The 26,815-nt window shown below is 67.7% G+C and carries 24 protein-coding genes; 16 read left to right on the forward strand and 8 right to left on the reverse strand.

The window, feature by feature from the left end; genetic code table 11:
* Positions 1-19: 19 nt before the first annotated feature.
* The 4 genes from ACIBH2_RS19120 to ACIBH2_RS19135 all read left to right on the forward strand — a co-directional run bounded on the left by ACIBH2_RS19120 (position 20) and on the right by ACIBH2_RS19135 (position 4,915).
* On the forward strand, positions 20-2,131 hold the full coding sequence (locus ACIBH2_RS19120) for a hypothetical protein (RefSeq protein WP_397119112.1): 2,112 nt from the start codon (positions 20-22) through the stop codon (positions 2,129-2,131).
* Positions 2,128-3,003 carry an RNA polymerase sigma-70 factor gene (locus ACIBH2_RS19125; protein WP_397119114.1) on the forward strand — a complete coding sequence of 292 codons (876 nt, stop codon included), beginning with the start codon at positions 2,128-2,130 and terminating at the stop codon, positions 3,001-3,003. Before ACIBH2_RS19120 ends, ACIBH2_RS19125 begins: the two co-directional genes overlap by 4 nt.
* 96 nt (positions 3,004-3,099) lie before the next feature.
* The gene (locus ACIBH2_RS19130; protein WP_397119116.1) at positions 3,100-3,573 is read left to right on the forward strand and encodes a flavodoxin family protein; all 474 of its coding nucleotides are present in this window, start codon (positions 3,100-3,102) and stop codon (positions 3,571-3,573) included.
* A gap of 58 nt (positions 3,574-3,631) precedes the next feature.
* Positions 3,632-4,915, forward strand: coding sequence for a glycosyltransferase 87 family protein (locus tag ACIBH2_RS19135; RefSeq protein ID WP_397119118.1), 1,284 nt, complete (start codon positions 3,632-3,634; stop codon positions 4,913-4,915).
* Here the strand turns inward: ACIBH2_RS19135 and ACIBH2_RS19140 are convergent.
* The gene (locus tag ACIBH2_RS19140) at positions 4,912-6,279 is read right to left on the reverse strand and encodes an MFS transporter (RefSeq protein WP_397120881.1); all 1,368 of its coding nucleotides are present in this window, start codon (positions 6,277-6,279) and stop codon (positions 4,912-4,914) included. The two genes, ACIBH2_RS19135 and ACIBH2_RS19140, sit on opposite strands and share 4 nt — an antisense overlap.
* 150 nt (positions 6,280-6,429) lie before the next feature.
* Here ACIBH2_RS19140 and ACIBH2_RS19145 point away from each other — a divergent pair, with 150 nt between their 5' ends.
* A complete protein-coding gene (locus ACIBH2_RS19145) occupies positions 6,430-8,133 on the forward strand; it encodes a tetratricopeptide repeat protein (RefSeq protein ID WP_397119120.1) in 1,704 nt (567 codons plus the stop codon).
* Here ACIBH2_RS19145 and ACIBH2_RS19150 read toward each other — a convergent pair.
* Positions 8,100-9,371 (reverse strand): class I SAM-dependent methyltransferase, encoded by a 1,272-nt coding sequence (locus ACIBH2_RS19150; RefSeq protein ID WP_397119122.1) that lies wholly within the window; start codon positions 9,369-9,371, stop codon positions 8,100-8,102. The two genes, ACIBH2_RS19145 and ACIBH2_RS19150, sit on opposite strands and share 34 nt — an antisense overlap.
* A gap of 244 nt (positions 9,372-9,615) precedes the next feature.
* Between ACIBH2_RS19150 and ACIBH2_RS19155 the strand changes: the two genes are divergently transcribed.
* From ACIBH2_RS19155 to ACIBH2_RS19170, 4 genes are all read left to right on the forward strand, one after another.
* Complete coding sequence (locus ACIBH2_RS19155; protein ID WP_397119124.1) at positions 9,616-10,170, forward strand: hypothetical protein; 555 nt, start codon at positions 9,616-9,618, stop codon at positions 10,168-10,170.
* Positions 10,171-10,582: 412 nt separating this feature from the next.
* The gene (locus ACIBH2_RS19160) at positions 10,583-11,059 is read left to right on the forward strand and encodes a hypothetical protein (protein WP_397119126.1); all 477 of its coding nucleotides are present in this window, start codon (positions 10,583-10,585) and stop codon (positions 11,057-11,059) included.
* Complete coding sequence (locus ACIBH2_RS19165; RefSeq protein WP_397119128.1) at positions 11,059-12,189, forward strand: DUF6545 domain-containing protein; 1,131 nt, start codon at positions 11,059-11,061, stop codon at positions 12,187-12,189. The genes ACIBH2_RS19160 and ACIBH2_RS19165 overlap by 1 nt, the downstream gene beginning before the upstream one ends.
* Positions 12,147-13,460: a cytochrome P450 gene (locus ACIBH2_RS19170; RefSeq protein WP_397119131.1), complete on the forward strand. Its 1,314-nt coding sequence runs from the start codon at positions 12,147-12,149 to the stop codon at positions 13,458-13,460. Before ACIBH2_RS19165 ends, ACIBH2_RS19170 begins: the two co-directional genes overlap by 43 nt.
* Here the strand turns inward: ACIBH2_RS19170 and ACIBH2_RS19175 are convergent.
* From ACIBH2_RS19175 to ACIBH2_RS19190, 4 genes are read right to left on the reverse strand one after another with little or no spacing between them, the layout of a single operon-like run.
* Positions 13,447-14,397, reverse strand: coding sequence for a glycine betaine ABC transporter substrate-binding protein (locus ACIBH2_RS19175; RefSeq protein ID WP_397119133.1), 951 nt, complete (start codon positions 14,395-14,397; stop codon positions 13,447-13,449). The genes ACIBH2_RS19170 and ACIBH2_RS19175 overlap by 14 nt on opposite strands.
* Positions 14,398-14,426: 29 nt before the next feature.
* Positions 14,427-15,185 (reverse strand): ABC transporter permease, encoded by a 759-nt coding sequence (locus tag ACIBH2_RS19180; protein WP_397119135.1) that lies wholly within the window; start codon positions 15,183-15,185, stop codon positions 14,427-14,429.
* On the reverse strand, positions 15,182-16,414 hold the full coding sequence (locus ACIBH2_RS19185) for an ABC transporter ATP-binding protein (protein ID WP_397119137.1): 1,233 nt from the start codon (positions 16,412-16,414) through the stop codon (positions 15,182-15,184). Before ACIBH2_RS19185 ends, ACIBH2_RS19180 begins: the two co-directional genes overlap by 4 nt.
* Positions 16,359-17,009 (reverse strand): ABC transporter permease, encoded by a 651-nt coding sequence (locus ACIBH2_RS19190; protein WP_397120883.1) that lies wholly within the window; start codon positions 17,007-17,009, stop codon positions 16,359-16,361. Before ACIBH2_RS19190 ends, ACIBH2_RS19185 begins: the two co-directional genes overlap by 56 nt.
* Positions 17,010-17,108: 99 nt before the next feature.
* Here ACIBH2_RS19190 and ACIBH2_RS19195 point away from each other — a divergent pair, with 99 nt between their 5' ends.
* The 4 genes from ACIBH2_RS19195 to ACIBH2_RS19210 all read left to right on the forward strand — a co-directional run bounded on the left by ACIBH2_RS19195 (position 17,109) and on the right by ACIBH2_RS19210 (position 22,022).
* The gene (locus tag ACIBH2_RS19195; protein ID WP_397119139.1) at positions 17,109-18,113 is read left to right on the forward strand and encodes an alpha/beta hydrolase; all 1,005 of its coding nucleotides are present in this window, start codon (positions 17,109-17,111) and stop codon (positions 18,111-18,113) included.
* Between the two features lie 98 nt (positions 18,114-18,211).
* Positions 18,212-19,774 (forward strand): DUF2235 domain-containing protein, encoded by a 1,563-nt coding sequence (locus tag ACIBH2_RS19200; protein ID WP_397119141.1) that lies wholly within the window; start codon positions 18,212-18,214, stop codon positions 19,772-19,774.
* The gene (locus ACIBH2_RS19205; protein ID WP_397119143.1) at positions 19,771-21,033 is read left to right on the forward strand and encodes a CHAT domain-containing protein; all 1,263 of its coding nucleotides are present in this window, start codon (positions 19,771-19,773) and stop codon (positions 21,031-21,033) included. Before ACIBH2_RS19200 ends, ACIBH2_RS19205 begins: the two co-directional genes overlap by 4 nt.
* The gene (locus tag ACIBH2_RS19210; RefSeq protein WP_397119145.1) at positions 21,030-22,022 is read left to right on the forward strand and encodes a hypothetical protein; all 993 of its coding nucleotides are present in this window, start codon (positions 21,030-21,032) and stop codon (positions 22,020-22,022) included. The genes ACIBH2_RS19205 and ACIBH2_RS19210 overlap by 4 nt, the downstream gene beginning before the upstream one ends.
* A gap of 6 nt (positions 22,023-22,028) precedes the next feature.
* On the opposite strand, the gene ACIBH2_RS19215 is transcribed toward ACIBH2_RS19210, so the two are convergent.
* On the reverse strand, positions 22,029-22,559 hold the full coding sequence (locus ACIBH2_RS19215; RefSeq protein WP_397119147.1) for a phenolic acid decarboxylase: 531 nt from the start codon (positions 22,557-22,559) through the stop codon (positions 22,029-22,031).
* Between the two features lie 188 nt (positions 22,560-22,747).
* On the opposite strand from ACIBH2_RS19215, the gene ACIBH2_RS19220 reads away from it, so the two are divergent.
* Together ACIBH2_RS19220 and ACIBH2_RS19225 are read left to right on the forward strand one after the other, a co-directional pair.
* Entirely contained in the window at positions 22,748-23,050 is a 303-nt protein-coding gene (locus ACIBH2_RS19220) for a hypothetical protein (protein WP_397119149.1), read from the forward strand.
* Positions 23,051-23,191: 141 nt separating this feature from the next.
* Positions 23,192-23,527, forward strand: coding sequence for a hypothetical protein (locus tag ACIBH2_RS19225; RefSeq protein WP_397119151.1), 336 nt, complete (start codon positions 23,192-23,194; stop codon positions 23,525-23,527).
* A 10-nt stretch (positions 23,528-23,537) separates the two neighbouring features.
* Here ACIBH2_RS19225 and ACIBH2_RS19230 read toward each other — a convergent pair whose 3' ends face one another.
* The gene (locus ACIBH2_RS19230) at positions 23,538-24,701 is read right to left on the reverse strand and encodes a DUF5925 domain-containing protein (protein ID WP_397119153.1); all 1,164 of its coding nucleotides are present in this window, start codon (positions 24,699-24,701) and stop codon (positions 23,538-23,540) included.
* A 79-nt stretch (positions 24,702-24,780) separates the two neighbouring features.
* Between ACIBH2_RS19230 and ACIBH2_RS19235 the strand changes: the two genes are divergently transcribed.
* Positions 24,781-26,811 carry a M3 family metallopeptidase gene (locus ACIBH2_RS19235; RefSeq protein ID WP_397119155.1) on the forward strand — a complete coding sequence of 677 codons (2,031 nt, stop codon included), beginning with the start codon at positions 24,781-24,783 and terminating at the stop codon, positions 26,809-26,811.
* Positions 26,812-26,815 lie beyond the last annotated feature (4 nt).

Consider the following 26,815-nt stretch of genomic DNA (forward strand, 5'->3'; position numbering starts at 1 on the left):
GCGAGCTACTGTCTAGCACATGGCCGCGAACGTGGGGGACGAGTCCATGCCGCCGACCGCCGACCGGTTCGCGCTCCAGCGCGGGCCGGTCAGCGGTCGTTATGAGGGTGTGGGCATCAGCGACGGCACGCGGGCCAGCTTCCTCGAACTGCGCCTCGATATCGATACTCGCTACTCGGCGGATTCGCCGGTCATGAACCGGGTCAGCGGTGACCTCTTCGACCTGCCCGGCGGCACACCGCCCGCCGAACCCGCCTACGTCGAATCGTGGATCGTCGACAGTCCCACCGTCACGCGGAGCGCGGACGAAATCGTTGTCGCCGGAACGGTTCGGTACTGGCGGCGTACCGCGAATCCGCCTGTCACGGTGCGGATTACGGTGCCTTCTACCGGCCCGGTCACGGTGGAGTTCGCGACCGGGACCACGACGGCCAGCTATCGGTGCGACTACCGATCGGACGCCTTCCGGGAGACGGTGTTCGAACTCGACTACGCCGCATCGGTGAACGTGGCACCGCACGTCCCGGCCTACGACACCCACGGCCACGCCACCCGGCCGGGAGATATCTCGCGGCGCACGCTCACCATCGAGAGCGCCTACCGGGAAGCGGGCATCGGGGTGCGCATCGACCCGGAGCGCACCGTGATCGACGACAGCGCAGCGGGTTTCACCCGCTGGAGCGCCGCCGAACTACACGACGCCATGGCCGCCGCGTTCAGCGCCTACGGTGACCGGTGGCCCGCCTGGAGCCTGTGGGGAATGCAGGCGGGCACCTTCGAATCCCCGGACGTCGGCGGCGTGATGTTCGATGCCGCAGCGGATTTCGGCGGTGCGGGCCGCGCCCCGGAACGGCAGGGCTTCGCGGTGTTCCGCGACCACGAATGGTTCCGCGACCTGGTCACCGGCGCACCCGGCAGCCCGGCACAGGCCGCGGCCATGCGGCACTTCCTCTACACCTGGGTGCACGAGGCGGGCCACGCCTTCAATCTCCTGCACTCCTGGGACAAATCGCGACCGCGCGCCCTGTCGTGGATGAACTACGACTGGCGCTACGACCGGATCACCGGCCCCGACAGATTCTGGTCGGACTTCCGATTCCGTTTCGACGACGAGGAATTGCTGCACCTGCGCCACGGTGACCGTGCCGCCGTGGTTTTCGGCGGCGATCCGTGGGCTACGGGCGAGCATTGGGAATCGCCGCCCACGCCCGGTGTCCCCTCGAACCGTTCACTGGAACTGCTGCTGCGCGCGCCCGCGTACTTCTCCTTCATGGAACCGGTCGAGATCGAGTTCCGGCTGCGCAACCCGCTGCCCGTCCCACAAACCGTCGACACCCGGCTCGAACCCCATTACGGCACAACGTCCGTGCTGGTGCGCACACCCGATGGCAGAACGGTGCGATTCCGCCCGGTCATGTGTCTGTACGGCCGCCCGGTCACGCAGGTGCTCGCGCCCGCGGGCAATGCCGAGGAGTGCCCCGACCGCTACAGCGCCCTCGTCCCCTTGACCTTCGGCAGGGACGGCTTCGTCTTCGACCAGCCCGGCCGATATCTGCTGCGCGCCACCTATTCCGACGGTGTGCGGCAGACGGTGTCCAATACCCTCGCCGTGCGCATCGGCCAGCCCGCCACTCGCGAGCAGGACCGTTTCGCCGCGGACTTCTTCGACCCGCGGGTCGGCCTGGCGCTCACCTTCGGCGGATCCATGTCGCCCTTCCTCGCCTCCGGTATGCGCACCCTGACCGAGGCCGCCGATCGCTTCGCCGACCAGGACTTCGGCACGAAGGCGGCCGTCACCCTGGCCAAGAGCGTCGGCTCCGACTTCTTCGCCCGCACCATCGCCGACGGCGACGACCGCATGGTGCGCCGCCATCGCGCCGATCCCGCTGCCGCCCTGGCGATCACCGAGCCCGGGCTGCGGCGCTACCGCGACGCCACCGAGCCGACGACCAGTATCGGCTACAACGAACTCGTCGCACTGCGCGCGAATCTCCATATCGCCAACGGTGATCCGGGGCTCGCCGCGCGGGAGCTCACGACGCTCGCCGACGACTTGAGCCATCGGGGCGTCAATCCGACCGTGCTGCGGGATATTCGGGCCAAGGCTCAGGCCGTGCGGGACCGACGGTGAACCGGCTCGCGGCGTTCACCGAGGTCCGCCCGCTGCTGTTCACCATCGCCTACGAGATCCTGGGCAGCGCCGCCGATGCCGAGGATGTCGTGCAGGACAGCTACCTTCGCTGGCGCGACGCACCCGCCGAGGAGGTGACGCACCCGCGCCGCTACCTCACGCAGATCGTCACGCGGCAGGCGATCAACCAGCTGCGCACCGTGCGGCGGCGGCGCGAGGACTATGTGGGCAGCTGGCTGCCCGAACCCATTCGCACCGCCGAGGACGCCAGTCACGATGTGCTGCTGGCGGAATCGGTCTCGATGGCCATGCTGCTCGTACTGGAAACCCTCGGCCCGACCGAGCGCGCCGTCTTCGTGCTGTCCGAGGTCTTCGGCCACAGCCTCGTCGATATCGCCGACATGGTCGGGAAATCCGAGGCCGCCGTACGCCAGATCGCGCACCGCGCCCGCGCCCACGTGCGGGCGCGGCACAAACGCTTCGCCCCCGATACCGACACCAGCCGGGCGGTGATCGACCGCTTCCTGGCGGCCGCCCGCACCGGGGACGTTCAGACCCTGCTGGATGTGCTCGCTCCCGACGTCGTTCAGATCTCCGACGGTGGCGGCAAGGTCACCGCCGCGCGCCGACCCATCATCGGGGCGGAGCAGGTCGCCACCTACCTGATCGGGCTCGCCGCCAAGAGCATGGCCGCAATGAGCGCCGAATTCGGCAGCTGCAACGCCCTGCCCGCGATCCTGTTCCGCGACGACGGGGCCCTCGACTCCGTCCTCGTGATCGAAACGGCGGGGGAGCGCGTCACCGCGCTGTACGCCGTCCGCAATCCCGACAAGCTGCGGGCCCTCGACACCGTGCGCACGCTCGACCGCTGACACCGTGACGCAGGGCACACGCACCCGATGTCACGGTCTCGGGCCGGGCGGTGTCCTGGAGCGTGTCCGGAATCAGTGAGTGACAGGAGCATCGTCATGAAGGCCGTCATCGTGTGCACATCCGTCTCCCATGGCAATACGCGGCGGATCGCCGACGCCATGGGCCAGGTCCTCGAGGCCCGGGTCGTCGCGCCCGGGCAGCTCGACGCGGCCGAGCTGGCCCGCTACGACCTGGTCGGGTTCGGCTCCGGCATCTTCCTCGGTTCCTTCCACGCCAACCTGCGGGCGTACGTCGAGGCGCTGCCTCGGGAGCAGCGGGGCACGGCTTTCGTCTTCGCGACCAGCGGTTTTCCCGATGCCGGGCCGCAGCGCTTCTCCCGGCCGCTGGTGCGGCTGCTCACCGAACGCGGCTTCGACGTGGTCGACACCTTCTCCTGCCGAGGCTTCGACACCTACCTGCCGTTCAAGATCGTCGGCGGTATTCGGAAGGGTCGGCCCGATGCCAGCGATCTGGCCGCGGCCCGCAGCTTCGCCGAGGGTTTGCGCGCCCGGATCGCCGCCGCGTCCTGATCGTGTTCTCCGACGCAGGTTGGGTGGTGGAAGGGGGCCGCCGGTATAGTCGCCGCGGATGAGTAGTTCCACCGCTGTTGCTGAGCCGAAGTCGCCGGACCGCCGTTTCGGGCGGGCGATGTGGCTCGTTCCGGCGTTGCTGGTGGCCTTCACCACGCTGTGCCTCATGCTGCCGCTCTGGCCGTTCAAGGAGATCACCGGTGGGTTCATCGACCTACAGGTGTACCGGCTCGGCATCGAGACGCTGCGCGAGGGCGGCGATATGTACGGACAGCTGCCGCAGACCACCATCGGTATCGGGCTGCCGTTCATCTACCCGCCCTTCGCCGCGCTGGTCCTCGCGCCGTTCGCGCTGCTGCCCTGGGATGTGGCCAGATTCGCCTTCTTCATCACCTCGGTGGCGGCGTTGGCACTCTCGCTCTACCTGGTGGCGCGGCGGGTCTGGCCGGGGGAGGACCGCCGTCGGCTCGCGCTGTTCGTGACCTGCTGTGCCACCCCGTTGGCGCTGCTGCTGGAACCGGCCCGGTCGACCCTGGACTTCGGTCAGGTCAACCTGCTGCTCATGGCGCTGGTGGTGGCCGACTGTCTGACCGAGAAGCCGAAATGGCGACGCGGCATGCTGGTCGGAATCGCCGCCGCGGTGAAGCTGACGCCCGCCGCGTTCGTGCTCTACTTCCTGATCCGCAAGGACTACAAGGCCGCGATCACCGCCGCCGTCACCGGTGCGGTCGCCACCGCGCTCAGCTTCCTGATCCTGCCCGACGCGTCCATGAAGTACTGGTTCGGCGGTTTGGGCAATGTGAAGGGCCTCAGCGGTTCGGCCTTCCACACCAACCAGTCGATCCAAGCCGTATTGGCGCGCTTCGAGATTCAGAAGCCGCTGTTCACGATCATCTGGCTGGTCCTCGGTGCGGCGTTGCTGGCGCTGGTCGTCGCCGCCATGCGTCAGGCCATCGACTTCCCGCCGCTCATGCTGGGCATCAATGCCGTGTTCACGCTGCTGGTTTCGCCGATCTCGTGGTCGCACCACTGGATCTGGATCGCGCCCGTACTGCTCGGCATGTTCGGCTACGCCACTCGGCAGCCTTGGCGCGGCGCTGCGGGCTGGTACGTGGTCACGGCCGTCACCGCCGCGGTGTTCGTCTACGGTCCGCAGAACTGGCTGCCGGATGGTGAGAACCGGGAATCGGCCTGGACTCCGTGGCAGCACTTCATCGGCAATACCTATATCTGGCTGAGCGTGCTGCTGGTGGCGCTGTTCCTGGTCACCCGCCGACGCGCGGCGAGCCCGGCACCGGCTCCGGTGCTGGAGCCGAGCCGGGCACAGGCCGTCGATCACTAAGCGGCGGTGGCGGTTTCGAGCCGCCCGGGCCAACGGCGGTGGTTGGCGTCGATGACGTAGACGTGAGTGTGGCGGTAGTGGCGCTCGTCCACGCGATCGGCATCGGCCAGCACGGCGGCGTCGACGGTGCCCACCTCGTGGAGATGCGTGATCACCTCCGGATCGTGGCGCGGCCACATCCGCAGCGCCACAGTGATTCCCACGCCCGCGAAGACCGTCAGGGTCACCCAGGTGGCGGTGAAACCCGCGGCGGTGGTGAGCCATCCCGCGATCGGGTAGGTGAGCAGCCAGGCCAGGTGCGAGAGCGAGAACTGCGCCGCGAAAAGCGCTGGGCGATCGGCGGATCGCGAGGAGCGCCGCAGCACCTGTCCGGTGGGAGTCAGGATGGCCGCGCTGCCGGAGCCGATGAGCGCCCACACCGCGATGGCGGCGGCCCAGCGCCAATCTCCGGCCGTAGCGGTGGACAGCGCGATACCCGCGCCGAGTCCGGCGACGAGCGTGCCCGCGCCGGTGAGCATGACCGGCCGTGCGCCGACCCGATCCAGCACACCCGGTAGCGCCAGCGCGACGAGCATGGTGCCGAAGCCGTTGGCGGCCAACAACACCGCCACACCGGACTGCGTGCCGCCGAGGGTGTCGCGCACGTAGTTCACGGTATTGACCATGATCACCGATCCGGCGGCCGCGACCACGAGATTGAGGCCGAGCAGTCCGCGCAGGCGCGGGGTGGCGGCGAAGATGCGCATACCCACGGTGATTCGCTCCCGGAACGAGCCCTGGGTGGCGGCGCTCGCGTTCGGAATGCGGGTGCCGATGACCAGTGCGGCCGAGACGGCGAATCCGACGGCGGTGCCGAGGAACAGCCAGTGGAAGCTGATCACCGCCAGCGCGGCGGCGGCGAGCATCGGGCTCAACAGGGTCTCCATGGTGGCGGCCAGCTGCGCCGCCGAGAGCGCGCGGGTGTATTCGCGCTCATCGGGCAGGATGTCGGGGATGACCGCCTGATAGGTGGGAGTGAAAGCGGCGGAAGCGGTTTGCAGTACCGCGATGAGCACGTAGATCTGCCACACCTGGTCGATGAAGGGCAGCGCCAGCACCACGGCGGCGCGAATCACATTGAGCGACACCAGGAACAGGCGGCGGGGCAGCCGGTCGGCGTAGGCGGCCACGATCGGGGCGACCGTCACGTAGACGAGCATCTTGATGGTCAGCGCCGTTCCGAGTACGGCGGCGGCATTGCCCCCGGCGAGCTCGTAGGCGAGCAGCCCGAGCGCGACGGTGGTGAGCCCGGTGCCGAACAGGGCGGAGACCTGGGCGGTGAAGAGTCGAAGGTAGTCACGATTGCCGAACAGCGAGGTGATCATCGGCGTGGAGCTCATAGGAGGCACTTCCTTGGCAGGGGTGGGGTGGATCGCGGGCGCTGGGACATCGGCATCGGCACATGCGGGGAACTGTATACCCCTAGGGGGTATATCTGCAAGCGGTGACCGCGCGCCGATGGCACGATCGGGGATGTGACCCTGGACTACTACGACCTCGGGACGTACTCGCGGCCGGTGACGGCGGCCTCGGAGGCCGCGCGGCTGTGGTTCGGCCGCGGCCTGATCTGGACGTACTCGTTCACGCACGAGGAGGCCGCGCGGTGTTTCGGGCGGGCGGCGGCGGAGGATCCCGGATGCGCCATGGCGCACTGGGGGCTGGCGTTGGCGGTGGGGCCGAACTACAACAAGCCGTGGGACGCCTTCGACCCGCGGGATCTCGCCGATACCGTTGCGCGCGCCCATGATTCGGCCCGGCGGGCCGCGGAGCTCGCGGGTGCGGCCACGGCGGTCGAGCGCGCGCTGGTCGAGGCGATCAACGCGCGCTACCCGGCGGGGGCGTTCGAGGGCGACGGATCGGCCTGGAATCGCCGCTACGCCGAGGCCATGCGCGATGTCTACCGGCGCTTTCCGGATGATCTCGACGTCGCGACGCTCTTCGCCGACGCGCTGATGAACCTCACGCCGTGGGCGCTGTGGGACCGGCGCACCGGCAAACCCGCCCAGGGATCGTTCGCGCTGGAGGCCAAATCGGTGCTGGAGCGGGCCATGGCCACCGCGGCGGGCCGCGAGCACCCGGGTGTGCTGCACATGTACATCCACCTGATGGAGATGTCGCGCACGCCCGAGGCGGCGCTCACGGTGGCCGACCGGCTGCGCGGGCTGGTGCCCGACGCGGGGCATCTGGAACATATGCCGTCACACATCTACGTGCTCTGCGGCGACTATCGCGCGGCGGTATCGGCCAATTCGGCCGCCATCGTCGCGGACGAGAAGTATGTGCGCGAACAGGGGCAGATCAACTTCTTCACGCTCTATCGACTGCACAATCTGCATTTCAAGATCTACGGCGCGATGTTCCTCGGACAGCTCGACACGGCACTGGAAACCGTTGCGCAGCTGGAGGATTCCATCCCCGAGGAGCTGTTGCGCGTACCGTCGCCGCCCATGGCGGACTGGGCGGAGAGCTTCGTCCCCATGCGCGTGCACGTCCTGATCCGCTTCGGGCAGTGGGATCGGCTCATCGACCTGCCGCTGCCCGAGGACCAGGACCTCTACTGCGTCACCACCGCGATGCTGCACTACGGCAAGGGCGTCGCCTACTCGGCCACCGGCCGCGTTGTCGAGGCGGAGCAACAGCGCGACCTCTTCCTCGCCGCGCTCGACCGGGTGCCGGAATCACGGATGCTGTTCAACAACACCGGCCGCGACATCCTCACCGTCGCCGCCGCCATGCTCGAAGGTGAAGTCGAGTACCGAAAGGGCAACTACGACAAGGCTTTCGACGCGCTGCGTCGTGCCGTCGACCTGGACGACAGCCTGCCCTACGACGAACCGTGGGGCTGGATGCAGCCGACCCGCCACGCCCTGGGCGCACTGCTGCTCGAGCAGGGGCATATCGACGAGGCGGAGGCCGTCTACCGCGCCGATCTGGGCCTGGACGACACCCTGCCGCGCGCCTCCCAGCACCCCGCGAATGTGTGGAGCCTGCACGGATTCCACGAATGCCTGGTTCGGGCGGGCAAGACCGAGGAGGCGCGGATCGTCGAACAACAGCTGAAACTCGCTGCCGCCGTGGCGGATATCCCGATCGAGGCGTCCTGCTACTGCCGTCTGCCCACCGATCCGGCGAACGGTCCGGCCGATCACTGTTGTGCCGGAACGACTCCCAGCACCTGATGCAGTCCCAGTCCGCCGTCCTCGAATCCGAGGGCCGAGGCCGCCATGTACACCCGCCAGACCCGCGCCCGGCCCTCGCCGACCAGTGCCACCGCCCGCTCCCACTCGTTCTCCAGATTGGCCACCCACTGCCGCAGCGTCAGCGCGTAGTGCTCGCGCAGCGCCTCGACATCGCGCACCTCGAATCCCGCTCGCTCCAGGGCCAAGACGACCTCGCCGACATCGAGGAGCTCGCCGTCGGGGAAGACGTAGCGGCCGATGAAGGAGCGGCCGCGCATGGTCGAACCGCCGACCGAGGAGATGGCGTGATTGAGCAGCCGTCCCTCGGGACGCAGTAGCGCGCGCAGGGTGTCGAAATATCGCGCGGCGCGCTTCGCCCCGACGTGCTCGAACATGCCGATCGAGGAGATGGCGTCGAACTCCTCGCCGCGCAGATCGCGGTAGTCGCACAGGCGGATCTCGACATTGCCGCTCAATCCGGCCTCGGCGACGCGCGCCCGCGCGAGGTCGGCCTGCGTGCGACTGATCGTGACGCCCACGACGTGTGCCCCGTACGTGGAGGCCGCGTGCATGGCCATGGACCCCCATCCGCATCCCACATCGAGGAGCCGCATTCCGGGCCGCTCGGGCAGCCCGAGCTTGCGGCAGACCAGATCGTGTTTGGCGCGTTGCGCGTCCGCCAAGGAAACGGTCGGGTCCGCGTATCCCCGCCGCAGGTCGTCCTCCGGCGCGAAGCGGGCGCACGAATAGGTCATGCTCGGCCCCAGCACCAGTCGGTAGAAGTCGTCACCGACGTCGTAGTGATGGCTGATCGCCGCCGCGTCCCGCCCTCGGGTGTGCGATCGCCCCCGCGCGGGCCGTGCTTCTTCCGGCGGAACCGGCGGTCGGTGCCCGAGCGCCCCGAGCCTGCGTGCCGCGCCGACGGCCCGCCACGCTCCGGCCAGTCCCAGGCGCGCATCACCCGGCACCGCCGACTGCAGGGCGCGCAGCATGCCGAACAGATCCCCGTCGAGATCGACATTTCCGGAGACGTAGGCGCGGCCCAAGCCGAGTTCGCCTGGGGCCCAGACCATATGGCTCAGCGCGTCTTTCGATCGGATGCGCATGGTCCCGGGCGATGCACCGAGCGGCGCGACCGCGCTGCCGTCCCAGAATTCGAATCGCACCGGCGGCCGCGCGCCGAAGGCCAGTCGCAGCAGCGGTGCGAAGGTGTCCGCGACGGTCGCCGGGTTGCCCATGCGACCACTATGTCCCCTGGAAGGCCCGCGCGGCACCGGCGACACGGGCGGGGTGGCTGCCGATCTCTCCCCTCCGTACAGATCGGAGCGACCACCCCGACCGCTGCTCAGGGAGCAGTCACAGCCTAGGGCAGCGCCCGAGTACGCCACATTCCTGGCGGCCTGTGTACGGGAGCGGCGGCGCGAGCTCAATTTCAGTCTCGACGACACCATCGCCGCCGGGGGTCCCACGCGTCGAACGCTGGTGCGCGTCGAGGCGGCCACGTTGGGCCCGGCGCCGAAACCGGTCACCTTTCGCCGCCTCGACGCGGCGCTGTCGTGGCGCAGCGGCAGCGCCGCGCGCGCCTATTGGCGCGGGGAGAAGCCTCGGCCCGTCGCCGAGCGGCGGCAGCTGGACGCGGGCACGGCGTTCGTCGCGGTCCCGGCGGCGCTCGCCGTGGAGCTGTTCGGCATTCAGGTGGAGTTGAACCAGGTGGTCGGCGCGCACCCGCTCGATCCCGCGCGGCTGCGCGCCACCGTCGACCGGCTCAATACCGATCTCGGTCGCCTGCTGGGCCTGTACCTCACCGATCTGCTGGAACGGAATTGGCAGGCCGACGGTGGACCGTTGCCGCTGGTGGAACAGGCTTTCGGGGACCTGTTGAGCGCCCCGGTCGCCGCCGACGACCCCGACTACGAGGACAAGCTGTACCGTCGCTGGCTGATCGGTGACACGGCAGGCGTTCCGGACGAATTGGCGGGTAGATTCGTGACCAGGCTCCAACAGGCTCGGGAGGATGTAGGAGATGGCCAGCCATGAATGTCGTCGCGGATCGAGTCAACCGGCTGTGCGGGTTTCTCGGGACGTCCGACGACGAAGCTGACCAGAACGCGACCCTGGCCGAGGCCACCGGCGCCATTCTCGGCCGCACCGTGACCATCGCCGAGATCGCCGCGGTGCGCGAGGGCGCGGCGGATGTCGCGCCGGAGCTGCTGCGCGCCATCGCGATCCACTTCGACGTGGACGCGCGCTACATCACCGACCCGCACCTCGCGGAGATGCGGGTGCTCGACCAGAAGCTCGCCATTCTGGAGACGGCGCGCACGCTGGGAATCAAGTTGGGCGGTGCACTTTCGCGGCGGGGACGTCGATATCGGCTCCCTGGAGACGCTGGTCGCCACGATTCGGGACGCGCGCGCCGCCGCGCTCGGGAACACCCTGGACTCGGGGCATGGCCAGCGATGACCACCTCGCGGCACTGGTCGCGACGCTCGACATTCCCACCCCGTGGAATCTGCGACAGTTCATCGACCGCCTCGCCGACCAGCGCGGCAAACCCATTGTGCTGACCGGACATCGGGGCCTGCGGGCCGCCGGATTTCCGTGTGGACTGCTCGCGGAGATGGATGATCTGACCCTGATCGTGTACGAGGAGCGCTCGTCGCGGTACATGGTCGAGCACACCGTGCTGCACGAGATCGGCCATTTGCTGTTGGGGCACGAGGGGGAGCGCATGCACGAATCGCTCGGCGAATACCTCGGTGCCTTCGTCGGTTCGACGGCGCTCGGTCGCATGGAGACCATGCTCGCCCGCGGCGCGTTCGATTCGACCAAGGAGCAGGAGGCCGAGACCTTCGCGAATCTGATCATGCCCGCCATTCGCCGCAGACCCTTCGAGCCGCTACGCAATGCCTTCGGGCGCCGCTGATGCTGCCACCGAATTCGGCACTGGCCGAGGTGATCGCCTGGCCGCTGTGGACCATCACCGCGACCGTCACGCTGCTCCGGTTCCGCTGGTGCAACGGCACTTTCGCCCATCGGCGCATCAACGGCGCGCTGCTGGGGGCCACCATCGCGTGGCTGTTGGAAATCGCCACGGCCCAGCAGTGGATCGTGCAGCTGCTGCCGTGGCTGACTCCGGCGCGGCAGTACCAGCTCGCCAACGCGGTGATGATCCTGGTCACCGCGGAGGCGTATCTGATGATTTCCCATGCACGCCAGCGCAATCCACCGTCACAGCCGGAGGTGTACGCGGCGGCGGTGGCCATGGGGTTGGGCTACTTGGCTTTCGGGCATCGGGTGGCCGAGGGCGGCGGGATCGTCCTGCAATATCCGGGCTGGCAGGCCCTGCCGATGACAGTGCTGTTCGTCATATTCCCGTACGCGTGCGCGGTGTTGCTGGTGGCCACCAGCATTCGCGCGCTGCGGCAGCGGCCACCGCTCGGTCCGCGCCTGTTCTACCTGGTGTTCCTCGCCATCTTCAGCGGGTTGATCGGCAGCCTCACCTTCGGGCTCACCACCTCGTTCATTCTCGCGACCGGGCACGTCAACGGGTTCACCGAATACGCCGCGCACACCGACCGCATGGCGTTCGTGACCGATATCGTCGCCTCCACCCCGCTCGCCGCGATCCCCTTGGTACTGCGGGCAATCGACGCCGTGCGCGGGGACCCGGCGGCCCGCGCCATCGCCGATCTGACCGAATTGTGGGAGGACCTCACGGCGGTGTGTCCCGAGGTGGTCCAGCCCCGGCCCGACGCCGTCACCCCGACCTATCAGCTGCACCGCATGGTCATCGAGATCAACGACGCGATCCTGTCGCTGAGCCAGTACGTGCCCGCACACGAGCCCACCGCGGATCTCGCCGAGATCGCCGAGCTTCTCGTAGCCGCCCGCGACGCGAAAACCGCCGGAGCAGAACCGAATCCCGCCGCGGCGACGCTGGAGATCCCCGGCGGAGCCGACCTGCAAACCGAAACCCACGTCCTGTCCACGCTCGCAAAGGAGTGGTCGCGATGCCGACCGTCCCCCATCCGCCCTGGCGCATACCGCTCATAGGCGACGCGCTGTCGCTCTCGGCCAAGACTCCGGCGCAGAGCATCACCGGCTACGCCAGGCTCGGTGACGTCTTCGAGGTGCGCGTGCTGCGGTATCCGCGCATGCTCATCGTCAATTCGGCCGCGCTCGCCGAGCCGATTCTCGACGACGCGGCATGGACGAAGGTGAACGGACCGGCCTTTCGGCGACTCGCCCCCCTGGCCCCGACCGGACTGCTGTTCACCGGAACCGAGGACGAACTGTGGCGGCGGGCGCACGAGCGGCTGCAACCGGCGTTCAGCCGCAGCGCCATGCGCGAGTACCACGCGAGCATGAATCCGGTCATCGCCGACCATGTGCGGCGATGGGCGGCGGGGCCGCAGCCGGTGCCGATCACCGAGCTGACCCAGGATCTCGCCTACGACATCATCACGCGCGCGGGTTTCGGGGCGGCGCTCACGCGCGAACAGCGAGACGAGTTCGTGCACACCATGTTCGCGCTCATTCGCACCACCAACCGGGGCAAGGTCATTCCATTCCTGGACGCCGTACTCGGGATGAACCCGACGCCCCCGCACGCGGGCGCGCTGCGGCGACATGTCGAGATGATCCTCGATACCCCAGGAGCCGACGCGCCTATTCCGCGTGCGCTCACCGACACCGACGGCGTGGCCCTGACCCGCGATCAGATCATCGACCAGGCGATCGTGCTGCTCATCGCCGGACACGAGACCACCGCTGGCACAGTGGCTTTCGCGCTCTACGAGCTGTCCCGGCATCCCGAGGTCGTCGAGCGGGCGCGCCGTGAGATCGCCGAGACCGGTAAGCATCCGAGCGAACTCGCCTACGAGGACATCGTCGGACTGCGCTACCTGCGCGCGGTCATCGACGAGACGCTACGACTGCATCCCGTCGCCCCGGCCTTCATTCGGAGTGCTCTGGGACCGACGACCATCGGTGCGCACCGCGTCACGCCCGACGACTGGGTGTATCTGAATCTGCTTGCCATCCATCGTGATCCGGCCGTGTGGCGCAACCCGGACCGGTTCGATCCGGACCGCTTCGCCACCGCGGCGACGCCACGTACCTACAAGCCGTTCGGCACCGGTGCCCGCGCCTGCATCGGGCGTGGGCTCGCACTGCACGAGGTGGTGCTCACCCTCGCCCACGTGCTCGGTGACTACGATCTCGCCGCCACCGGCTACCGCCTCGATATCGAGGAGTTCCCGACCCTGAAGCCGCGCGGCCTCACCCTCGGGCTCACGGCCCGCCGGTCGGTCAGTCGGCCGTGACGAAACCCTGCTGAACCATCCAGTCGCGGGCGACCTCGGCGGCCTCGCGGCCCTCGATATCGACGAGGCGGTTGAGTTCGGTAATGGTCTCGTTGGTCAGCAGGCGCGAGATCGGCTCCATGACCTCGATGACCTTCGGATGCGCCTCGGCGAAATCCTGCCGCATGACCAGTGCCGCATTGTATTTCGGGAAGAACGCGCGATCGTCGACGAGCAGTTTCAGGTTCAGTGCCGGAATGCGGCCGTCGGTGGCGGCGACGGATCCGAACCGGCACTGATTGCCGTCGGCGGTCATCTGGAAGACCAGCGAATCCTGGACGATCTGCTTCTGCACCTTGCCGACATCGATGCCGTACTTGCGCGCCATGCCCGGGTAACCGTCCTGGCGCACATTGAATTCGGTGCCTACACAGGTCGCGGCCGCGGTGGGATCGGTATTGACCAGATTCGCGTAGTCGGACAGCGTCGTGATGTTCTTCTCCGCGGCCACCGCCGGATTGGCGACCAGGGCGTAGGTGTTGTTCATGGGGGCCATGGCGGCCCAGACCATGCCGTTCTCCGCGAGATCCGCGTCGCGGACGGCCACGAACTGTTCCTCGGAGGTGGGCACCGGATTCTCGTTGCCCAAGTAGTTGATCCACCCGGTGCCGGTGTAGTCGTAGGCGATATCGACCTGCCCGTGCAGCTGGGCATCGCGCAGGCTGTTCGAGCCGACGATATCGGTGAGGTCGCGCACCTCGGCCCCGGCCGCGCTGAGCGCGAACTCGATGAGATACCCGAGAATGTTCTGCTCGGTGAAGTCCTTGGAGCCCACCGTGATTCGCACGCCGTCGAGTTCGGATACCGGCTGGATACTGCCGGGGCCCACCCGCAGCGGAACCGCGCTACCCGATTCCAAGCCGCAGGCCGAGACGAGAAGCCCGACGACCGCCGCCAAAACCGCACACGTACAACGGATTCGCCGCCTCACCGCAGCCCCCTCGGTCCGAGATAGCGTTCGGCGAGCGCGCCCAGCCAGTCGATGAGCAGGGCCAGCGCCACCGCGAGCAGTGCGCCCACCCACAGGGTGACGTTGTCGCGCAGCTTGTAGCCGGTGTCGATGAGAATGCCGAGCCCGCCCGCGCTCACCAGGAACGACAGCGTCGCGGTGCCCACCGCCAGCACCAGCGAGGTGCGCAGACCGGCGAGGATATAGGGCACGGCGAGCGGAAACTCGATGCGGCGCAACAGCGTCAGCGCCGACATGCCCTGGCCGCGACCGGCGTCGATGATCGTCGGATCGACCTGCTGGTAGCCGAGGATGGTGTTGCGCAGCACCGGCAGCAGCGACAGCAGCACAATGGGCGCGACGCCGATCCAGAAGCCGGTGGTGCGGGTGATCAGATAGAACAGCACGATGAGCCCGATGGCGGGCGCGGCCGCGCCGATATTGGCCAGTCCCACGAAAACCGGTGCGATACGCCGGAATCCGGGCCGGGTGATGAGCGTGCCCAGCGGTACCGCGATGGCGATGACAATGGCCACCACCGTCACGGTGATCCGCACGTGCTGCCAGGTGACGGTGGCGATATTGCTCGCGGTCAGGCTGGCCTGCTGGGTGACGGTGAGCTCACGCGCGAAGGCCCACACCAGCACTCCGACGGCCAGGGCGAGCGCCAGCACCGGTTGGGCGAGCAGCCGTATCCGTTCGGCCTGCCGCTCGGGATGCCGGGTCGGTGTACTCATCGGCCGTCATCCCCGCCGGTCTCACCGCGTGCATGCGTATCTCGCTTGTCGGACAGATGCGTGACGAGGGTGTCGATGGTGATCAGCCCGACGTATTCGCCGCGCCGCCCGGTGACGACGGCATGGGCATTGCTCTCGGCCAACAGCGATTCCAGCGCCTCCTGGAGGGTGGACTCCAACGACACCATGCCGCCCACCGGGGTGCCGACGGTGCGCAGCGAATCCGCGTGCGCGAGCTGTGTGAGCCAGACCCAGCGCAGCGGCCTACCCTGCTCGTCCTGGACGAGCCCCCACTCGCGACCGCTGTCGACAATGGCCTGCCGAAACGCTTCCACCGCCGTCGATTCCGGTGCGACGGCGCATTCCTCGCGCGGCACATCGCGCACCCGCGTGAGGGTGAGGCGTTTGAGTCCGGCGTCCCCGCCGACGAATCCCGCCACCGTGTCGTCGGCGGGATCGGTCAGCACCGCCGCCGGGGTGTCGTACTGCAGAATGCGGGATTGGTTGCCCAGCACGGCGATTCGGTCACCGAGCTTCACGGCCTCGTTGAAATCGTGCGTGACGAAGACGATGGTCTTGCGCAGTTCGGCCTGCAACCGCAGCAGTTCGTCCTGCAACAGGCCACGGGTGATCGGGTCCACCGCGCCGAACGGCTCATCCATGAGCAGCACCGGCGGATCGGCGGCCAGGGCGCGGGCGACACCGACGCGCTGCTGCTGCCCGCCGGAAAGCTGTCGGGGATAACGGTTTCGGAAGGTGCCGGGGTCCAGGCCCACCAGATCCAACATTTCGTCCACGCGGTCGGCGATGCGTTTGCGGTCCCAGCCGATCAGGCCCGGCACCGTGGCGACATTCTTGGCGACGGTCAGATGCGGGAACAGTCCGGCCTGCTGGATCGAGTAGCCGATGGTGCGGCGCAAGCGATCCGGATTCTCACGCAGCACATCGCGGCCGTCGATGGTGATGGTGCCCGAACTGGGCTCGATGAGCCGGTTGATCATGCGCATGGTGGTCGTCTTGCCGCAGCCGGACGGCCCGACCAGCACCACGGTCTCCCCGGCGGGAATGGTCATGCTGACCCGGTTCACCGCCGGGTCCTCTTGTCCCGGATAGCGTTTGGTGACCTGGTCCAGAACGATCTCGACGCCGGAGACGTCTGCTGGTGCGACGGTTTCAGTCACGGACTCTCCCGGGTGTGGTGACTCGACCGATGAGGACGAGGAGGGCATCGAGGGCCAGCGCCAGCGCCACGATGAGCACCGTGCCGGTCAGCGCCTGCGGCACCGCGTTGGGGCTGCCCAGCCGCGACAGCCCGGCGAAGATGAGATTGCCCAGCCCCGGACCCTTGGCATAGGCCGCGATGGCGAGAATGCCCATGATCATCTGAGTGCTGACGCGCATACCCGCGAGAATGGCGGGCCAGGCCAGCGGCAATTCGATACGGGTGAGCACCCGCAGGCGATTCATGCCCACACCGCGCGCGGCATCGGAGACCGCCGGGTCGACCGAGGCGAGGCCCACGATCGTATTGCGCAGAATCGGCAGCAGCGCGTAGAGCACCAAAGCCGTCACGGTCGGGCGCACACCCAATCCCATGACGGGAATCAGCAATCCCAATAGAGCGAAAGAGGGGACGGTCAGAATAATGCTGGCCGTGGCGGTGGCCGCCGCCGAACCGAGCGGGCTGCGATAGACCACAATGGCGACGAATACCGCGACGATCGTGGCGATCAGCACCGATTGCACCACCGCCGAGACGTGCAGATAGCTGTCGGTGATCAACTGTTCACGGTGGCTGGTTATGAAGTTCCACAGTGCGTTCAGTGTCCTGACCTCCCCCCAGATCGACGAGCCGCAGGCGCACTGGTGCCAACTTAGCCTGAGCGACAGCGGAATTCGGGGCGGTTCGGTAACTTACCCTGAATGGGAGGTACACGGGTGGATACGGCAGCGCGTTTCGGAAACCGGCGACACGATTGGCTGCGCAAGACCATCACGGTCTTCGCGACGGCGCTTCTGGTCTCGTCGGCCGGTGCGACGGTGGCCACTGCCGCGCCGGTCCACGCACCGGTGCTGCGCGCCCCGGCGGGCGGTTACGAGGAACTCTGGGTGCCGTCGAGCATGGGGCCCATCAAGGTTCAGGTGCAGTGGGCGGCCCGCGGCGGCAGCGCGGCGGTCTATCTGCTCGACGGTCTGCGCGCGCCCCACGACCACAGCCAATGGGCCTCAGACACCGACGCGTTGCGGCAATTCGTCGGCGACAATGTGACTTTGGTGCTCCCGGTCGGCGGCCACTCGAGTTTCTATACGGATTGGTACCGGCCCAGCAGCACCAATGGCCAAAGGGTCACCTACAAATGGGAAACCTTCCTGACCCAGGAACTTCCCGCCTTCCTCGAAGGCTATGGCGTATCGCGCAGCAACAATGCCGTCGTCGGCGCGTCCATGGGCGGTAATGCCGCCCTCATTCTGGCCGCCTACCACCGTGACCAATTCCGTTTCGCCGGATCGTTCTCCGGTTACGTGAACCCGACCTTCCCGCTCTGGAACGAGGCCATGCGCGCCGCCATGCGCGACGAGGGCAATTTCAATGTCGACGATATGTGGGGCCCCGCCGGTGACCCCGCCTGGAGCCGCAACGACGCCACCGTCCAAGCCGAACGCCTGCGCGGCCTGCCCATGTACCTCTGGACCGGCAACGGCGTCCCCGGCCTGCCCGACCTCCCCTACGGCGTCGGCAACACCCTCAACGCCATGAGCCTGGAAGCCATGACCCAGGTCGCCAACCAGATCTTCCGAAACCGCGTCGCCGCCTTGGGAATCGGCGCACGCATCGACTTCGGCCAGGGCACGCACACCTGGCCGTACTGGGGCCAGGCCCTGGCAACCGCCCGCCCGATGATCCTCGACGCCCTCGGCGCGCGCTGACACTGATCACCTCCGCTTCGTAGCGAAACGGTTGGCCCGCTGCTCCTTTCGGAGGATACTGCTCATCACCCTGTGCGAGGGGCAATGGAAGGGCCGACATGAAGCGCCTGGTCGTCTGCTGCGACGGCATGTGGAAGGTCGAATCGACCGAGACGGTGTCGAATATCGTCAAGATCGCGCATACCATTCGGTTCGATGCGCGCGGGCCGCACGGGGGAGTGGTCAACCAGTCGGTCGCCTATGTCGCCGGGCCCGGTTCCTTCGGCTACCTGGGCGACCGACTGATGGCTCGGCCGGTGTGGAGCGGTATCGGGCTGAACGCCAATCTCGCCGCTGCCTATTCGCATCTGGTGGCGAACTGGGAGCCGGGCGACGAGATCTATCTCTTCGGCTTCAGCCGCGGCGCGTACGTTGCCCGCGCGCTGGCCGGTCTGATCGACAAGGTCGGGATCATGACCTCGCAGTCGGTGATCGACGGGCGGCTGGGTCAAGCGTTGGGTCTCTACCGACAGCGTTCCCACCGGCCGTGGGATCCACCGGCGTGGAAGGAGTTCCGGCGCGAGCACTCCCATCATCCGGTCAAGGTCGACTTTCTGGGCGTGTTCGAGACGGTCGGTGCGCTCGGCGTCCCGGGGCTGGCCGCACGGCGGCACCGATTCCACGATCTGCGGCTGCCCACCAGCGTGCGCTGCGCCAGGCAGGCGCTGGCGATCGATGAACGCCGCCGCAACTTCGAACCCTGCCTGTGGGAGACGTCGATCGAACTGAATCAGAAATACAACCCGCAGATCCCCCGTATCAAACAGGTCTGGTTCGAAGGCGTGCACGCCGATATCGGCGGCGGATACGAGGAGGGCGGGCTGTCCGATATCGCCCTGCGCTGGATGGCGATGGAGGCCTCGCAGATCGGTCTCGTCTTCGATTGGGACCTACTGGAGTCGCTCGGTGCGGACGGTCGAGCTGACGGCTCCCGCTACTACCAGCGGCACGTATCGCTCCGGCGGATCGATGCGATCACGAATGTGCTTCGCGCACTCCGGAATCCACGACGCCAACGGTTCTATTCGGACTCCAGCCGTCGACTGTATGCCCCGGGCGCACAGGGAGTTCGATTGGCCTCGAGTGTGCTGGACAAACCGAACTATCGGCCCGTCAATCTGGAGCGTTGGCGGGCCGAGCACGACCGATCGGTGCCGCTGCCGGAGGAGAGTCTCGAGAAGACCGACGCCGTCCTGGCGGGCTTGGCGTCGAAATCCGAAGAGGAGAGCGCGGATTCGGGGCTTATGACCGACCGCGAGGTGCAGGTGTGGTCTCTCTCGGGCGACAGGGCCGTGATCGGAACGCCGACGCGGGTCGCGTTCGCGGTGCTCGTGCCCGAGAAGGCGCCCGCCGGGTCGAGAGAGCGTGACCCGCTGCCGGAACCCGTCGCGCTGCGGGTGCTCGTGCAGTCCGACGAAGCGAGTGTGCGACCTATGACCCAGGTGGTGGTGCTCGATACCGATCGCACCAGCACGCCCATCGAATTCGAGGTCGTACCGAGCGGCCTCGGCCAGATCCAGCTGACATACCGGATCTATCAGGACGATGACGGGCAGTTCCTCCAGGAGGTTCGCCAACACCTGAATGTGGGCTTGGCGGACAGGCAGACGACCCGGCCATGACCCGCGAATCAGGGGACGCGGCCGACAACCGTACGGCCCTGCGGCGTCCCGCTTCTCGTCCGTACAACCGGAATCGGACCGTATACATCCGCTTCGGTACCAAGGACGACGGATACGAGGTCCAGGCGTGGGGGAGCGCCTTCCCGCAAGACGGCGGTGGCGGCTACCAGGGGAAGCTACAGGCCAAGCGCAACGAGATCGAGGACGCCGTCACGGTCGTGCGCGAACGGTGGCAGCGAGGCGTCATCGACTTCAAACCCGAGGGGCGCAAGGGAAGTGGGTTTCCCTTCACCGATCGATGGGATCTCTCCGGCTCGGAGGACCGCGAGCTGCTCGACGCGGTCGGGTTGGGTTTGGCCCAGGCCGGGCACGAGCTGTTCCACCTACTGTTCGAGAACGGCGATCCGGGCTTGGCCGAGATCGGCGAATACCTGGTCTACGCGCTGCGCGACGGCGAACAGGTGATCACGATCGAGTCCGACCATCTGTTCGCGCCGTGGCCGCTGCTCTACGTGCCCATGGACGCGTCGCAGCGGATGTACGGGGTCGGCTCCAGCTGGTCGATGTCGGGATTTCTGGGGTACCGCCACCTGGTCGAGCACAATCTCTCCCGGGCGAAGGGGTTCGACAGTCGCATCGTGTTCACGTCGAAACCGAATATCGGGCTCAATGTCAACGAACACGTGGACCGCGAGCACCCACCGACGCCGTTCGTCGAGCCGGTCCTGAAGTTCTTCGACGACCGAACCCACGCCGAGGTGCGGCGGACCAGAGACGAGCTGGCGGTGGCCCTGTTGGAGCAGCGGGCCACCGAACACATCATCTATTTCGGTTGCCACGGACAAGTCAGCAGTGGTGAGTTGGGCCGCTCGTACCTCGAACTCGGCGACGGTGAGAAGATCTTCAGCACCGAGCTACAGAGCTGGCTGTCCAAAGGGCACCTGCGCAGTCAGCCGGTGGTGTTCATCTGCGCCTGCAAGGGCGGGCGGATGGCAGCACACTTCTATCCCGCATTCGGACAGCACTTCCTGAAATACGGGGCGCGCTGCCTGGTCGGCCCCCAGGTCGACCTGCCCAGGGCTTTTGCCTTGGAGTACACCACGAGGCTCTTCACCGAATTCCTGGATCCCGGTAAGCGCCTGGGTGATGTGATGCGCGCTCTGACAAGGACATTCGCCGACGAGTATCGGAATCCGCTCGGCCTGATCTTCTCGCTGTATCGCGGCATCGACGTGCATCTGTGGAAGGAGTCGCCGTGAGCGACCCGTGCGGTGAGCACATCATTCTCGACCTCGACGCGAATGGGGATTTCCTGGATCCCGGTTCGGGGAAGCCGGTTGAGCCGAGGTACCTGCGGGGTTTCCTGGCTCGAGAACTCGATATCCCCGAAGACGCCACCGACATAGTCGTTTTCGTGCACGGCTGGCGGAATTCACCGGAGCGGGCGGCGGATTCGGGCCAGCGGTTGTGCGCCGCGCTGGAATCCACCCGCCGCGAGAACGCGGACAGATACCCGAATCTGGGTCCGTGGTCCGGGTATTACGTGACGGTGCGGTGGCCGTCGACGAGCAATCCGCTGCCGTGGGGTTACCGCCGGATTCGCGATCGTGCCCACGCCATGACCACCGAGGGGAATGCGGCGGAAGCGTTGGCACATCTGCTCGGTTATATCGACGAGACGCGTCGGTTGCCCGGCTCGGCCCCGGTGCTGAAAACCGCGGCGGGACAGTACCTGCACTGCGTCGGGCACTCGTTCGGCGGCCGGTTCCTGGTCGAGGCCGTGCAGGCGGCGGCGGAGAGCCGTCCCACGACGCTGGGGTGGAACCGGAGCAATCCGAAGTACCCCTACACCGTGGATACCCTCGTCGTATTCCAAATGGCCGCGCCGCCAACGATATTCGCCGACCGGCTGCCCCGGCTGCTCGGCGATGCGCCGATCAACGGGCCCATCGTGGTGACCCACTCCACTGCCGACCGAGCGAATGGGCTCTGGCATTGGTTCGCCGAACGTGCCACCGGTGTCGGCTATCGGGGTGTGCGGGAACCCGCCGACCAACTTCAGTCGATACGGTTGCGCGCGCTCGGCGAGGAGTACGGGTACGACGATTTCGAAGCTCGTATCGTGAATGTGGACGCGAACTGGCGCTACCGCTCCGGGCGCTTTCGCCGCGTGGAGGGCGCGCACTCCGACTTCTGGTATCCCGAATCCGCGCACCTGATACTCGGGCTGGCCAACCTCGCGCGCTGACTCGGCTCAATTGGTTCGGTCGGCATAACCCGTCGGCAATTTGCCGGGCGCGCGGTCGATCACGGTGTCGTCGTCGGGGTCTCGGGTTTCGAGGAAGGTGATGCGGCCGTTGGAGGAGACGAGGGTCAGCGGATAGGTGGGGCCGCGGTCGCGGTCGGCGATGATGTCGTCGAGATTGTCCTCGTAGCGGCCGAGAGTGCTCTCGGGATAGTCCAGCATCCACTGCGGGTAGGAGATGGTGGTGTGGACGCGGCGGTCGGGCAGCCACAGAATGACATTGGTGGTGGTGCCGGTCGGCTCCACCCAGGCGAGTTTGTAGAGGCCATCGGTCAGGCGGACCATTTTGGCGGGTTGGTTCTTCGACCAGCGGCCGAACATCGGTCCGAGCAGGCAGCGGAATTCGATGGTCTCCGCATTGCGTACGTAGAGTTCGTATTTCCAGCCGTTGTCGTAGGCGTAGATCAGATGTTTGCCGACTATGCCGGAGAGATCGTCGATCGAGGCGCACTGCGATATGGGGGTGGGGCCGCCGGACATCGGCTACTCCTCTCGGTCAACCTGCGCGAACGCCAATCCCGAATCGCCTCAGCCTAACGATTCGACCCGGATAAATCGGGCGTATGCCGCCGAAAGCCGGTGCCAGGGCGTGCCACCGCCGCGCATCCGGCCGGTGGGCGCGAGCTATGGTCGAACGCGTTGTCCGTTAGTTGCTGGAGGTAGTGAACATGGCTCGAATCCCCACGTCTCTGCTCGCGGCCGGTGGCCTCACCGGCGGTTTCGCGCTGGCCCAGGCGACGAAGCAGCGGCAGCTGGGTGGTGCGGTATTCGCGGCGGGCACCCTCGCCGCCGTACCGCGGTGGTACAAGAGCGCCGGTGTTGGCGGGGCCGCGGGACTGACCGCCCTGTCGATCGGAGCCATGGGGGCCTCGCATCCGCTGGCCAAGAAGATCGGCGCGTGGCCGTCGGTGGCGGTGGTGTCGAGCGCGGTCGCGCTGGCCGCGTGGGCCACGGTGGACCGCCGCGCCTGAACCGGCCGCGGCCCAGTCGCCTTGCCTCGCCGCGATGTCCGATTGCCTCGCCGCGATGTCCGTGCCAGCCTGGACATCAGACGAAAGCCCCGCCGAGGCGCGCCGGTACCGCGCGCCCGGTGCGGCGTCGAGGAGGAAGTCGTGCGGCACCAGGTCGGGCTCGAGGCCCTGGAGACACTGCGGGTGACCATCGGGTCGCCCGACCCCGCCACCCGATCACTCGACATCCAGTGGTCGCTCGCCGGGCCCTCGGCGATTCGACTGCGCTTCGAATACGCGCGGCTGTTTCTCATCACCCCGGGCGGTGAGCGCGTCTACCTCGACATCGTCGACGGACCGCCCACCGCCTCGGTGCGGCTGCCCGCTACCGCGCCCGACGGTGAATACGCGCTCGAGGTGGACGCCTACGGCAGCGCCAGCTGGGGCGACGGTCGCCTGGAGGCGCGTGGGCGCAGCGCCTCGTTCACCCTCGGCTAGGCCGGAACTCCTACAGGTAGCCCCCGCTGCCCGCTGGCGGATCCACGGGTGCGGCCTGAATACGGGTGCGGGATTCCCGGGCTTCGATCAATTCGGCCAGCGTCATGCCGTCGGGGCCGACCACGGGTTTCGGGCGGTCGGCGAGCTCGCGGTCGAGCCACGCGGCGGCCTCGGCCCGCGGGAGCGGGCCCACCTCCAGTTGCGCCAGGCAGCGGCCGGGCCGGATCACCGCCGGGTGCAGGCGCGAGATGTTCTCGTTGGTGGTGATGGCCACCAGCACGTCACGGCCCTGGCCCAGCATGCCGTCGGTGAGGTTCAGCAGCCGTGAAAGCCCTTGGCCGGTGGACTCTTTGGCGGTACCGCGAATGAGTTCGTCGCAGTCCTCGAGCACCAGGAGTCGCCAGCGGCGCTTGGCCTCGTCGTAGGTGTCCACGCCGATGGCCACCTCCATGAGGTAGCCCGGGGTGGCGAACAGGGTCTCCGGATCGAGCACGCAGTCGACCTGGCACCAGTCGGACCACTCGCGGGCCAGGGCGCGCAGGGCCGAGGTCTTGCCGGTGCCGGGCGGGCCGTGCAGGAGCAGCAGGCGGCCGGTGACATCCTCGGGACGCAGCGCCATAAGGCGGCGCATGGCGGCGCCGACGCCGACGGCGTAATTGGCTTCCACCTGCGCCCAGGTGGCCGCGGAGATCTTGCGCTCCTTGCGCAGCGGGCCATGGCCGCTGTTGTGCCAGAAGCCCATCTCCACCAGGCTCTCGTCCGGCTCCGGCTCCCTGGTGGCATCGGTCGTGCAGGCGTCGAGGACCTCGCGGGCCAGCGCCTCGGTGGCGGCGCAGACATCGATCTGCGCGGCGCCGGAGGAGCGGCGCACCACGCGCAGCGTCCAGCCGTCCCCGGCGCAGAGGATGGCGCGGGTGCCGTTGTCGTCGCTGGTGCGCAGGACGCGGGCGTCGGCGGGGCGCAGCGGGGCGTCGGGCTTCACATGGTCGAGTCCGGTCGAAAGGGCGTGCGGCTGTTCGCCGCTGAGGTACGGGGCCAGTCCGAGGGCATCGATTACATCGCGGGGGGAATCGGAATCGTCGAGATTCATTACCCACGAGAGCGTCTCGGCCGTCGCGGCCGCGGGATCCTCGCGGCCGATCAGCCTGAGGCGTTCCTGGGGCGTCGAGGTCACCCGGAGAATAATCCGGACATCCTGGGCTACCGTCCAACCATTTTCCGATCTCGGTCCGGGGGCCGCATACAGTGGCGCTATGAACCCGTTCTTCGAGCGCAGCCCGCTGCCGTACGAGCTTCCGGTATTCGCGGAGATCGGCGATGAGCATTATCTGCCCGCCTTCGAACGGGGGATGGCCGAACAATTGGCCGAGGTCGCCGCCATCGCCTCGAACTCCGAACAGCCCTCCTTCGACAATACGATTGTGGCGCTGGAACGTTCGGGGACGCTGCTGACCCGGGTGGCGAACGTCTTCTTCAATATCGCGAGCTCCGATTCCAGTGCGCGGACCGAGCGGATCGAGGCCGAGATCTCGCCGAAGCTGGCCGCGCACCGCGACGCCATCCACCTCGATGCCGCGCTCTTCGGCCGCATCGACGCGCTGTATCAGCGCCGCGGTGAACTGGGACTCGAGGGCGAACAGGCGCGGCTGTTGGAGCAGTACCACCTCCGATTCGTGCGCGCCGGTGCTCGGCTCGATGCCGCCCAACAGGCTCGCCTGCGTGAGCTGAACGCCGAACTCGCCGCGGCGGCAACGGAATTCGGGCAGAACAATCTCGCGGCGACCAATGCGGCGACACTGGTGCTGGACAGTGCGGAGCAATTGGCCGGATTGGGTGCGACGGCGGTCGCGGCCGCGGCGGAGAACGCGAAATCGCTCGGCCACGACGGCAAATACGCGCTGAGCCTACAGAACTTCTCGAATCAGCCGGTCCTGGCCGAATTGGCGGATCGCGATGTGCGCCAACGGGTTATGGCGGCGTCGTTGGGGCGCGGGTTCGAGGAGAACGGCAACGGTGTCTTGGCCGCCCGGATGGCGGCGCTGCGCGCCGAACGCGCGGCGCTGCTCGGCTACGCCGACCACGCCTCCTACGCCGTCGAGGATCAGACCGCGAAAACCGCTGCGGCGGTGGAGGATATGCTCGGGCAGCTGGTTCCGCGCGCGGTCGCCAATGCCGAACGCGAGGCGGACGAGCTGGCGGCGGCCATGCGCGATGCCACCGACGACGGCGAACTGCGCTCCTGGGATTGGCAGTTCTGGTCGGAAAAGGTTCGGGCCGAACGGTTCTCGGTGGAGGCCGAGGCGCTGCGCCCCTACTTCGAATTGGAGCGGGTGCTGCGCGACGGCGTGTTCTACGCCGCCGAACAGGTCTACGGCATCACCCTGCGCGAGCGCGACGATCTGATCGGCTACCACCCCGAGGTGCGGGTCTTCGCGGTCTTCGACGCCGACGACGCACCGTTGGGGCTGTTCCTCGGCGACTTCTTCACGCGGCCCTCCAAGCGCGGCGGGGCGTGGATGAACGAATTGGTCAGCCAGTCCACGCTATTGGGCCAGCGCCCGGTGGTGGTCAACAACCTCAATATCGTGAAGCCGCCGGAGGGGGAACCGGCCCTGCTCACCTGGGACAATGTCCGGACCCTCTTCCACGAGTTCGGCCATGCCCTGCACGGGCTGTTCTCGAATGTGGTGTACCCCTTCTTCTCCGGCACCGAGGTTCCGCGCGATTTCGTGGAGTTCCCGTCGCAGGTCAACGAGATGTGGATGGCGCGCCCGGAGATCCTGGCCAACTACGCCAAACATGTCGAGACCGGCGCGGCCATGCCCACCGAACTGGTCGAGCGCATGGCCGAGGCCGAACGCTTCGGCGAGGGTTTCCGCACCGTCGAGTACCTCGCCGCGGCCCTGCTCGACTGGGCCTGGCACCGCCTGCCCGCGGACGCCACCCGAACCGACGCCGAGGAATTCGAGGAGGAAGCCCTCCGCACGGCGGGCATCGCCCTCGCGGCCATCCCACCGCGCTATCGCACCGGGTATTTCGCGCATATCTTCGCGGGCGGCTATGCGGCGGGCTACTACTCGTATATCTGGAGCGAGGTCCTCGACGCCGATACCGTCCAGTGGTTCGAGGACGGCGCGGCGTCCGTGCGCGAGAAGGGTGAGATCTTCCGCCGCGAGCTGCTCTCGCGCGGCGGGTCGGTCGATCCGCTCCAGGCCTTCGCGGCCTTCCGAGGTCGCGGCCCGGACATCGATCCGCTCCTGACCCGGCGGGGGCTGACCGCCTGACGGT

It is taken from the genome of Nocardia sp. NPDC050406 (assembly GCF_044459025.1).
Lineage (GTDB): Bacteria > Actinomycetota > Actinomycetes > Mycobacteriales > Mycobacteriaceae > Nocardia.

What these genes read in the sequence shown, in the direction of transcription:
- ACIBH2_RS19220 (WP_397119149.1), top strand. Translation starts at nt 22,748, where the DNA reads ATGGCTCGAATCCCCACGTCTCTGCTCGCGGCCGGTGGCCTCACCGGC.
- ACIBH2_RS19195 (WP_397119139.1), top strand. Translation starts at nt 17,109, where the DNA reads ATGGGAGGTACACGGGTGGATACGGCAGCGCGTTTCGGAAACCGGCGA.
- ACIBH2_RS19160 (WP_397119126.1), top strand. Translation starts at nt 10,583, where the DNA reads ATGGCCAGCGATGACCACCTCGCGGCACTGGTCGCGACGCTCGACATT.
- ACIBH2_RS19135 (WP_397119118.1), top strand. Translation starts at nt 3,632, where the DNA reads ATGAGTAGTTCCACCGCTGTTGCTGAGCCGAAGTCGCCGGACCGCCGT.
- ACIBH2_RS19170 (WP_397119131.1), top strand. Translation starts at nt 12,147, where the DNA reads ATGCCGACCGTCCCCCATCCGCCCTGGCGCATACCGCTCATAGGCGAC.
- ACIBH2_RS19205 (WP_397119143.1), top strand. Translation starts at nt 19,771, where the DNA reads ATGACCCGCGAATCAGGGGACGCGGCCGACAACCGTACGGCCCTGCGG.
- ACIBH2_RS19130 (WP_397119116.1), top strand. Translation starts at nt 3,100, where the DNA reads ATGAAGGCCGTCATCGTGTGCACATCCGTCTCCCATGGCAATACGCGG.
- ACIBH2_RS19165 (WP_397119128.1), top strand. Translation starts at nt 11,059, where the DNA reads ATGCTGCCACCGAATTCGGCACTGGCCGAGGTGATCGCCTGGCCGCTG.
- ACIBH2_RS19215 (WP_397119147.1), bottom strand. Translation starts at nt 22,559, where the DNA reads ATGTCCGGCGGCCCCACCCCCATATCGCAGTGCGCCTCGATCGACGAT.
- ACIBH2_RS19200 (WP_397119141.1), top strand. Translation starts at nt 18,212, where the DNA reads ATGAAGCGCCTGGTCGTCTGCTGCGACGGCATGTGGAAGGTCGAATCG.
- ACIBH2_RS19140 (WP_397120881.1), bottom strand. Translation starts at nt 6,279, where the DNA reads ATGATCACCTCGCTGTTCGGCAATCGTGACTACCTTCGACTCTTCACC.
- ACIBH2_RS19235 (WP_397119155.1), top strand. Translation starts at nt 24,781, where the DNA reads ATGAACCCGTTCTTCGAGCGCAGCCCGCTGCCGTACGAGCTTCCGGTA.
- ACIBH2_RS19120 (WP_397119112.1), top strand. Translation starts at nt 20, where the DNA reads ATGGCCGCGAACGTGGGGGACGAGTCCATGCCGCCGACCGCCGACCGG.
- ACIBH2_RS19185 (WP_397119137.1), bottom strand. Translation starts at nt 16,414, where the DNA reads ATGCCCTCCTCGTCCTCATCGGTCGAGTCACCACACCCGGGAGAGTCC.
- ACIBH2_RS19150 (WP_397119122.1), bottom strand. Translation starts at nt 9,371, where the DNA reads ATGGGCAACCCGGCGACCGTCGCGGACACCTTCGCACCGCTGCTGCGA.
- ACIBH2_RS19180 (WP_397119135.1), bottom strand. Translation starts at nt 15,185, where the DNA reads ATGAGTACACCGACCCGGCATCCCGAGCGGCAGGCCGAACGGATACGG.